The sequence below is a fragment of the Cellulosimicrobium cellulans genome (assembly GCF_042723955.1).
Taxonomy (GTDB): domain Bacteria; phylum Actinomycetota; class Actinomycetes; order Actinomycetales; family Cellulomonadaceae; genus Cellulosimicrobium; species Cellulosimicrobium cellulans_H.
In genome coordinates this window covers 78,300-86,916 of record NZ_JBHXIC010000006.1, presented here as the reverse complement: position 1 = coordinate 86,916, position 8,617 = coordinate 78,300, and the positions used below count along the sequence as shown (strand labels likewise).

Below are 8,617 nucleotides of genomic sequence, written 5' to 3'. Positions count from 1 at the left end.
AGTGTCGGGCCTGGCGGGAGCCGCGAGGAACGAGCGGCGGATGGTCGACGCGGCACCATCACCCACCCCGACCACCCCACCCAGCCACACGCCGTCAGGGACAAGAACCACAGTTCTACCTCGGCCAACCAGCGTTCTAACTCGGCCAACCACGGTTCTACCTCGCGGAACCAGAGTTCTACCTCGGCAGGGGGTCCGCCGCGGTGGGTGAGGCGTCGGCCTCGGTGAGGGCGGTGTCGGTGTCCTCGGGGTCGCGGCCGCGGAGGGGGTAGAACCAGAAGCAGACGAACGCGAGTGCGGCGAGGACCACGGGGACGCCGCCGAGAAGGAGCCGCACGCCGGTCGCGACGCTGTCCGGCTGCACGACCTCGCCCGCACCCTCGACGTACCCGCTCGCCGAGAGCACACCGGCGACGAGCACGGCCTGGACGATGACCGACCCGCGCACGACGAACCCGTTGGCACCGAAGTACATGCCCTCGCGACGCAGGCCGGTGCGGCGCTCGTCGTCGTCGATGACCTGCGCGAGCGCGACCTCGAGCACCTGCATGAGCCCCGCGACGCCGACCCCCACGGCGAGGCCCGCGAGCGCGGCGCCGAGGACGGTGGACGGCACGAGGTACAGGCACGTCGCGAGGCCGTACACCGCGACGACCCACAGCATGGCCGAGCGCGGCCCGATCCTCCGCACGACCCACGACCACCCGACGATCGACGGGATGGCGGCGACGAAGATCGGCGCGAGGAGGAACGTGGCGTCGGCCTCGGCGCCACCGACGACGTAGCGGACGTAGAACGGGACGGCGGCGAGGACGATGGCGGTCGTGCTCTGGAGCAGGAGCGACCCGAGCACGTAGGTGACGAACGCGCGGTTGGCGAACGTGTAGCGGAGCTGGGCGCCCAGCCCGACCGCGGCCTCGCGCTCGCGCACCGCCGCGACGTCGACGGGGCGCTCGACCATCCCGGCGAGGGACCACACGAAGAACGCGAGGCTGACGACCGCGAGCAGCACGCCCATCGCGACCCAGCCTGGTCCGCCGTACAGGAGCGGCGCGCCGGCGGTGCCGAGGATCATCCCGACGAGGCCGAAGATCTGGCGCGGCGTGTTGCCGCGGGCGCGCTCCGCCGTCGTGCGGAAGATCTCGGGGAAGAGCGCCGAGACGTTGAGCGCGACGACGACGTACGCGACGTCGAACAGCGCGACGACGAGGAGGAACCACACGACCAGGCCGGTCGGACCGAGGGCGGGCGGCATCCACACGAGCGCGAACGCGACGACGAGCGGAACGATCCCCAGCACGATCCACGGGACGCGCCGGCCCCAGCGCGTGCGGCGGCGGTCGGAGACCGCGCCGACGAGCGGGTTGAGCAGGGCGTTGAGGACGCCGTGCGCGACCATCGCGCCCGCTACCCAGCCAGCACGCACGCCGAGGTGGTCGACGTAGAAGTAGACGACGAACGCGGAGAACGTCTGCATGAGGAGGTTCGACGGGAAGGCCGACGCACCGTAGGCGACCGTCTGCGCGCGCGAGGGCGTGCCGACGAGCCGGCGGTCCCGGACCCGGGCGAGCAGCCCGTGGCCCGCCGCGGAGGCACCGCCCGACGGCGTCCCGTGCGGGGCGCTCACCGCTCGCCCCGCTGCACCGCGCGCAGGTCCCGCCAGCCGACTCGGACGATCCCCTCCTCGGCGATGACGGCCGCCACGGCCGGGTCGGCGAGCAGGCGGTGCTCGAAGCCGCGCTTCGCGACGCCGTAGTCGGCGACGTCGCCGAGCTCGTCGTCGTCGAGCATCGGGTGGAGGAAGATCTCCGTCACCCCGGACGGGACGCGGCGCAGCAGGTCGAGGAAGTCGGCCCGGACGTCCTCGTAGTCCTCCTCCTCGACCGTCCCGGCGCCGTCGAGCTCGAACGGATGGGTCCAGAGCCGGTCGACCACGACGACGCCGAGAGCGTCCGCGGCGGCCGTCGCCTCGTCGAGCAGGGGCTGGAAGTCACCGGGGGGCAGCATCATCCCGTCGGTCGTCCGGGGCAGCCGGAACGGCAGGCGGTACCGGGCGGCGAGGTCGAAGACCTGCGGCAGGAACGACCGCCCCGTCTCGAGCCCGTAGACGGAGCCCATGTGGTTGTCGAGGTGCGAGACGTCGACCCCCGCCGCGAGCGCCGTGTCGAGCTGCGCCGTGAGCTCCGCGACGACGTCCTCGACGCGCGCCTGGCGCTCGACCGTGAGCACGTCGCGCGGGAAGTAGCCCGCGTCGTCGACCAGGGACGTGTCCGTCCCGGTGAGCGGCCGCCACCGGTACCGCGTCCACTCGCTCGTCAGGACGAGGTGCACCCCGACGTCGACGGGGTGCGCGGCGGCGAAGGCGAGCGCGTCCGGGGCCCACCCGCACGGGACCATGACCGTCGCGGAGTCGATGTGCCCCGCGAGGAGGAGCTCGGAGACCGCGCGGTTGGCGGCGCGGCACATGCCGTAGTCGTCGGCGTTGAGGATGACCGCGCGCGCGTCGGCGGCGAGGCCGAGCCGGGAGACCAGGTCCGACGGCGGCGCTCCCCCACCTGGTGCGGCGGCGGTCACGACGCCGCCTCCTCGCGCTCGTCGGCGGCGTCGCCCTCGCCCGGCGCGGGGTGGGCCGCCGCGGAGCGGAACACCTCGTCGCGCAGCGCGTCGCTGGCCGAGCGCGCGGCACCCACCACGACGGCGTCGCAGGTGAGCTCCGACGGCACGACCTGGATGGGGAGCACGGCGATCTTCTCCGCGAGGAAGCGCTTCACCCGGTCCGCGATCGGCGCGCGAGCCGCCTGGTTCGTGAGGACGAACAGCTCCGGCTCGACCACGAGCGCGATCGACGCCGCGACCACCCCGATGCGCTCGGCGACCTCGTCGAGCGCGTCGTTCGAGGCGCCGTCGCCGTGCTCGGCGCGGTCCACGAGCTGCTTGACCGTCACGTCGTCGGGAAGCCCGTGCTCCTTCGCGAGCACGGCGAGCGACGACGCACCCAGCGCCTCCGAGCCGAGCGCCCGGGCGGGGTGCGGCAGGAACGAGACCTCGCCGGCGCCGCCCGCGAACCCGCGGTGGAGCTTCCCGTCGAGCACCAGCCCCGCGCCGAACCCGTCGCCGAGGCCGAGCACGGCGAACGAGCGCACGCCCACGGCGACCCCGTCACGCTGCTCGGCGAGCGCCGCGAGGTTGAGGTCGTTCTCGAGCGTGACGGAGCAGCCCAGCGAGTCCTCCAGGGCATCGACCAGGTCGGTCCCACCCTTCTCGTAGCCGGGGACGCGGCGGATGGTCCGCTGGTCCGACCCGACGATCAGCGGGACCGCCGCGACGGCGCGCGTCACCTCGACGGCGGTGCCCTCGGGGAGCCGGGCGGCGACGTCGCTCACGCACGCGCGGGCGAGCTCCGCGGCCGCACGCGCGCGGGCCGTCGTCGTCGGCTTGACGTCCCGCCGCTCCGCGCGGGCGCGGATCGCGCCCGTGACGTCGACGAGCGCGACCCGCACCCGGTCGCGCGCGACATCGACCCCCAGGCCGAACGCGTAGTCGGGGTCCACGCGGTACAGCGTCGCGGCCGGCCCACGACGGTCGCGGTCGAGCCCGGCCTCCGTGACGACGCCCGTCGCCTCGAGCGCGCGCAGCGTCTGCGCGACGGTCGTCTTGGACAGCCCGGTCGCCGAGACGACGTCGGGCCGCGCGATCTGCGCGCCCGTGCCGAGCACGTCGAGCACGGCGCGCGCGTTGAGGGTGCGCAGGAGAGCGGGTGTACCGGCGGGAGGGGTGTCCATCTGGTCTCCGTCGAGCAGTGGGTGGGTCGAGCCGACATGTCCGGGCGGTGCAGGTAGGGCGGGAAGTTCCCTACCCGCCCGGAGACTAGCCGGGCTCCCTGTGGTTGTCGACGGCAACCGGTCTCCCTGTGGACGGCCCTGTACCGTGGCGTCGTGATCCGCCGAGCCCTCGCCCGCGCCTACTGGGCGACCAGCCGGTGGACCCTGCGCTCCGAGCCGTACGACACCCGCCGCCCGACGCTCCTCGTCGGTGCCCCGCACACGTCGAACTGGGACTTCGTCCTCATGCTCGCCATCGCCTGGAGCACGGGGATCCACGTGCGCTGGCTCGGCAAGCACACGTTGTTCGCCGGCCCGGCCGGGCCGCTCATGCGCGCGCTCGGCGGCATCCCCGTCGACCGGCGCGACCCGAGCCGGGTCGTCGCCGACGTCGTCGCGCGCCTCCAGGCCGGCGAGGTGTTCTCGCTCGTCGTGACGCCCGAGGGCACGCGCGGGGCGGGGTCGTACTGGAAGTCGGGCTTCTACCGCATCGCGCGCGAGGCGCACCTGCCGGTGACCCTCGGGTACGTCGACCGCACGACCATGACGACCGGCCTCGGCCCGACGATCGAGCTCACGGGCGACGTGCGCGCCGACATGGACGTCGTGCGCGCCTTCTACGCCGACAAGGCGGGCCTCCGCCCGGCGCTGCGCACCGAGCCGCGCCTGCGCGAGGAGGACACGCCCGCCTGAGGCCGGGCGGGCCGATCCTGGTCGGCCCGGGATACGTGGTCCCCACATGGTTTTCACCCGCCGAGCCGCTCGAAGGGGCACGACGACGTAGCGAGCGCGACCGCGCAGGCGCACGATCCCGGCGAATCGACTCGCCGGGTACGGGACTTCCCGTACCCGACGCCGGTCGTGCGTAGTCGTTGAGCGGACGTCACCCGGCTGCCTACGGTCCACCCGTCACGGCCGACGGTGCGGGCTCCGCACGGCGTCGGCCCTCCCCGACACAGGAAGCGAGTCCCCCATGAAGCGACTTCGCGCGGCGCTCCTCGCCGCCGTCGTGGGCGCGACCGCGATCATCGCCCCGATCGCGATCGCCCCCAGCGCCTCGGCGCACGGCTGGATCACCTCCCCGCCCTCCCGGCAGGACCACTGCGCGAAGGGCACCACGTCCTTCGACTGCGGGTCCATCAAGTACGAGCCGCAGTCCGTCGAGGCCCCCAAGGGCTCGATGAAGTGCTCCGGCGGCAGCGGCTACGCGATCCTCGACGACGCGAGCAAGCCCTGGCCCCGCACGACCACCGGTCGCGACGTGACGTTCCAGTGGAACCTCACCGCGAACCACGCCACGAGCGTGTGGGAGTACTTCGTCGACGGTCAGCTCTTCGCGACGTTCGACGGCGGCGGCGTCCAGCCTCCCAAGGACATCTCGCACACGCTCAAGGGGCTGCCGCTGGGCAACCACACGATCCTCGCGCGCTGGAACGTCTCGAACACGGTGAACGCGTTCTACAACTGCGTCGACCTGACCGTGACCGCCGACGGCACCAACCCCGGCGGGGGCGAGAACCCCGGCGGCGGCGAGGGCGAGAACCCGGGCGGCGGCGAGCCGGGCACCTGCACGGACGCGGCGTGGTCCGCGACGGCGACCTACACGGGCGGCGCGAAGGTCTCGCACGACGGGAACGTCTACGAGGCCAAGTGGTGGACGCTGAACAACGTCCCGGGCTCTGAGGCGTGGGGTCCGTGGAAGCTGATCGGCGCCTGCTGACCCGCTGAACCCCGCGACGGCGGGTGTCCTCGTCCGTACGGGCGAGGGCACCCGCCGTCGTGCGTGCCGGGCGTGGACGCCGCGCCGGGTACGCGGAAGCACGTACGGGCTTTGCCCAATTGTCCGCACTCCTCACGTTTCGTAGCGTCGAAAGTGCCCGATCCGAGAGCGGCCCGCGACGAAGCGCGCCGCAGGACCCATGCACCACCGGATGGAGAGCGAGACAACTCATGCGAAGACTGAGAGCGGTACTCCTGGCGGCCGTCGTCGGCGCGGTCGCGATCATCGCCCCCGTGGCCATCGCCCCCAGCGCGAGCGCGCACGGCTGGATCACGTCCCCGCCGAGCCGGCAGGACCACTGCGCGAAGGGCACCACGTCTTTCGACTGCGGCGGCATCAAGTACGAGCCGCAGTCCGTCGAGGCCCCCAAGGGCTCGATGAAGTGTTCCGGCGGCAGCGGGTTCAGCATCCTCGACGACACGAGCAAGCCGTGGCCGCGCACGCAGACCGGCACGTCGGTGACGTTCCAGTGGAACCTCACCGCGGCGCACAACACGAGCACGTGGGAGTACTTCGTCGACGGCGTGCTGTTCAAGACGTTCAACCAGGGCGGCGCGCAGCCTCCGAGCAACATCTCCCACACGCTGACCGGCCTGCCTGAGGGCAACCACACGATCCTCGCGCGCTGGAACGTGTCGAACACGGTGAACGCGTTCTACAACTGCGTCGACCTGAAGATCGGCAGTGGCGGCACGGACCCGGGCGACCCGGACCCCGAGCCCACCGACCCGGAGCCCGGCAACTGCACGGCGCCGGCGTGGACCGCGGGCGGGGTGTACCTCGGCGGCGCGAACGTGTCCCACGACGGCCGCAACTACCAGGCCAAGTGGTGGACGACGGGCGAGAACCCCGCCCAGAGCGGCCAGTGGGGCGTCTGGAAGGACCTCGGCGCCTGCTGACCTGACCACCGAACGCTGCGTCAGCGGCCGACGGATGCGTCCCCGAACGCATCTGTCGGCCGCTGACGCATCTCTTGCTCCCGGCTCGGTTCGGCCACCTCCGGACGTCTGCGCCGACCACAGGACCGCTTTGTCCACAGGACTTCCGTGCGGTCCCGTCATCGCCACGGCGACGCTGCCATCGTTCCGCTCGTGACCGCATCGGAGCCACTCCCGCACCGTCCTCGCCGCCGAGGTCCCGCGCCCTCAGATCCTCGCCGCGCTCGACGCGGGCACCGCGTTCCGGCTCCGCCGCGGTGCCTACCTGCTCGGTGCCGACCCGCGCAGGCACCTTCCCCCAGCCCGAGCGGAGCGTCGGATCGCCGAGGCCCGCATCCAGGCCGTCGCGCACCAGCTCGTGGGCAGCTTCTGCTTCTACGGGCCCACCGCGGCGCTCGTCTGGGGGCTGCCCCTCTGGCGCGCACCGGCGCAGGTGCACGTGGTGCAGCGCAACGTGCCGGGCCGTGGCGGGGCGTCCGACCTGGTCCGCCACCGCGTCGCGGTCGTGCCCGAAGACCTCACCGAGGTCTCCGGTCTGCCCGTGACCACGCTCGAGCGCACCGTGCTCGACTGCGCGAGCGTCCTCCCGGCGCGAGACGGGCTCGTCGTCGCCGACGCGGCGCTACGACGAGGAGCAGACCCCGAGGAGCTGAGACGCAGGTCGCGTGAGGCACGCAGCCGTGGCGCGGTGCGAGCCCGAGCGGTGCTCGCCGTCGCCGATGCCGGGGCAGAGAGTCCCGGGGAGTCGGTCACGCGGTACGCGATCCTGCGCCACGGCCTCCCGGCGCCCCGGACGCAGCTCGTCGTCCCCACGCGCCTCGGCGCGTTCCGGGCCGACATGGGGTGGGACGAGTGGCGGCTCCTCGTCGAGTTCGACGGGTTCGTCAAGTACGGCGAGCTCGCCGGCGGCGACCCGGCGCGAGTCCTCTACCGAGAGAAGCGTCGGCAGGAGGCGATCGAGGAGGAGGGCTGGCGGGTCCTGCGGGTCACCACACCTGACCTGCGCAGCGAGCAGCAGGTCGCCGACCGCGTCCGGCGGATGGTCCCCGCCCTGAGGACGGCGCCCCATGTCGCACGCCCCGGTCTGCACTGAGGGCGACAGTCGAGTGCTGCGTCTGCGTTCGAGCGCTGCGTCCGTGAACGCATCGTTCGAGCGCAGACGCAGCACTCGGTGTACCGGGGTCAGCCGCGGCCCCGGAGGCGGTCGAGATCGCGGCGCTCGCGCTTCGTCGGACGGCCGGCGCCGCGCTCGCGGACGGCGACGCGGACGGTGAGCTCCTTGGGCGGCGGGGGCGGGCTCTGGTCGATCACGGCCTGCGCGGCGAGGGGCGCGGAGACACGCTTCACGAGGATCTTCTCGACGACGAGGATCCGTTCCGTCGGACCGCCGCGCACGACGACGCGGTCCCCGACCTTGACGCTCGTCGCCGGCTTCGCGCGCTCGCCGTTGACCCGCACGTGGCCGGCCTTGACCGCCGCGGTCGCCTGCGAACGGCTCTTGAACACCCGGACGGCCCAGAGCCAGCTGTCGACGCGCGCGCTCGTCGCCTCGGTCGTCGCCATCCCCCGAGCCTAGCGACCGCGCGCACGACGCCCGGCGTGCGAACCGGCTCGCACCGTGCCACCGTGAAGTCAGGCATACGGGGCGGTTGCTCTCTATGACCGTTTCGTCCCCCAGAGAACGGAGACAGGGATGAGCTTCATCGGCTGGATCCTCATCGGCCTCATCATGGGCGCGATCGCACGTGCCATCCTGCCTGGCAAGGCAGCAGGAGGCTGGATCGTCACCCTGATCGTGGGCGTGCTCGGCGCCCTCCTCGGCGGGTGGATCGGCGGAGCGCTGTTCGGCGCGGACGCCAACGACGAGTTCTTCTCCCTCACCACGTGGTTCTGGGCCTTCGTCGGCTCGCTGCTCGTGCTGCTGATCTGGGGCGCGATCGCGCGTCGCTCGGCACGCAAGTAGGGCACCGACGACCGCCGTGACGGCGGCGCTCCCGGCCCCGGGGCCGGGGCGTTCACCGGGCCGGGGGGTCGACCGCGCGCCGGCGCACCGCCCCGCCCCCCCCCAAAAACAGTCA

Annotated in this window: 9 protein-coding genes; 5 read left to right on the top strand and 4 right to left on the bottom strand. The window is 73.1% G+C overall.

Annotated features, from left to right (window positions below; translation table 11 throughout):
* Positions 1-178: 178 nt before the first annotated feature.
* The 3 genes from ACFWH7_RS03395 to ACFWH7_RS03385 are packed head-to-tail and all read right to left on the bottom strand — an operon-like array spanning position 179 to position 3,782.
* A complete protein-coding gene (locus ACFWH7_RS03395) occupies positions 179-1,627 on the bottom strand; it encodes an MFS transporter (protein ID WP_378215023.1) in 1,449 nt (482 codons plus the stop codon).
* The gene (locus ACFWH7_RS03390) at positions 1,624-2,574 is read right to left on the bottom strand and encodes a polysaccharide deacetylase family protein (RefSeq protein WP_378215022.1); all 951 of its coding nucleotides are present in this window, start codon (positions 2,572-2,574) and stop codon (positions 1,624-1,626) included. Before ACFWH7_RS03390 ends, ACFWH7_RS03395 begins: the two co-directional genes overlap by 4 nt.
* A complete protein-coding gene (locus tag ACFWH7_RS03385; protein WP_378215020.1) occupies positions 2,571-3,782 on the bottom strand; it encodes an ROK family transcriptional regulator in 1,212 nt (403 codons plus the stop codon). The genes ACFWH7_RS03390 and ACFWH7_RS03385 overlap by 4 nt, the downstream gene beginning before the upstream one ends.
* Before the next feature lie 153 nt (positions 3,783-3,935).
* Here ACFWH7_RS03385 and ACFWH7_RS03380 point away from each other — a divergent pair, with 153 nt between their 5' ends.
* From ACFWH7_RS03380 to ACFWH7_RS03365, 4 genes are all read left to right on the top strand, one after another.
* Positions 3,936-4,514, top strand: coding sequence for a 1-acyl-sn-glycerol-3-phosphate acyltransferase (locus ACFWH7_RS03380; protein ID WP_378215019.1), 579 nt, complete (start codon positions 3,936-3,938; stop codon positions 4,512-4,514).
* A 280-nt stretch (positions 4,515-4,794) separates the two neighbouring features.
* Positions 4,795-5,541 (top strand): lytic polysaccharide monooxygenase, encoded by a 747-nt coding sequence (locus ACFWH7_RS03375; protein WP_378215018.1) that lies wholly within the window; start codon positions 4,795-4,797, stop codon positions 5,539-5,541.
* 230 nt (positions 5,542-5,771) lie between these two features.
* Positions 5,772-6,500 carry a lytic polysaccharide monooxygenase gene (locus tag ACFWH7_RS03370; protein WP_378215017.1) on the top strand — a complete coding sequence of 243 codons (729 nt, stop codon included), beginning with the start codon at positions 5,772-5,774 and terminating at the stop codon, positions 6,498-6,500.
* A gap of 397 nt (positions 6,501-6,897) precedes the next feature.
* Positions 6,898-7,632 (top strand): hypothetical protein, encoded by a 735-nt coding sequence (locus ACFWH7_RS03365; RefSeq protein WP_378215016.1) that lies wholly within the window; start codon positions 6,898-6,900, stop codon positions 7,630-7,632.
* A gap of 89 nt (positions 7,633-7,721) precedes the next feature.
* On the opposite strand, the gene ACFWH7_RS03360 is transcribed toward ACFWH7_RS03365, so the two are convergent.
* Positions 7,722-8,102 carry an RNA-binding S4 domain-containing protein gene (locus ACFWH7_RS03360; RefSeq protein WP_378215015.1) on the bottom strand — a complete coding sequence of 127 codons (381 nt, stop codon included), beginning with the start codon at positions 8,100-8,102 and terminating at the stop codon, positions 7,722-7,724.
* A 130-nt stretch (positions 8,103-8,232) separates the two neighbouring features.
* Between ACFWH7_RS03360 and ACFWH7_RS03355 the strand changes: the two genes are divergently transcribed.
* On the top strand, positions 8,233-8,502 hold the full coding sequence (locus ACFWH7_RS03355) for a GlsB/YeaQ/YmgE family stress response membrane protein (protein WP_378215013.1): 270 nt from the start codon (positions 8,233-8,235) through the stop codon (positions 8,500-8,502).
* Positions 8,503-8,617 lie beyond the last annotated feature (115 nt).

What these genes read in the sequence shown, in the direction of transcription:
- ACFWH7_RS03385 (WP_378215020.1), bottom strand. Translation starts at nt 3,782, where the DNA reads ATGGACACCCCTCCCGCCGGTACACCCGCTCTCCTGCGCACCCTCAAC.
- ACFWH7_RS03375 (WP_378215018.1), top strand. Translation starts at nt 4,795, where the DNA reads ATGAAGCGACTTCGCGCGGCGCTCCTCGCCGCCGTCGTGGGCGCGACC.
- ACFWH7_RS03370 (WP_378215017.1), top strand. Translation starts at nt 5,772, where the DNA reads ATGCGAAGACTGAGAGCGGTACTCCTGGCGGCCGTCGTCGGCGCGGTC.
- ACFWH7_RS03360 (WP_378215015.1), bottom strand. Translation starts at nt 8,102, where the DNA reads ATGGCGACGACCGAGGCGACGAGCGCGCGCGTCGACAGCTGGCTCTGG.
- ACFWH7_RS03355 (WP_378215013.1), top strand. Translation starts at nt 8,233, where the DNA reads ATGAGCTTCATCGGCTGGATCCTCATCGGCCTCATCATGGGCGCGATC.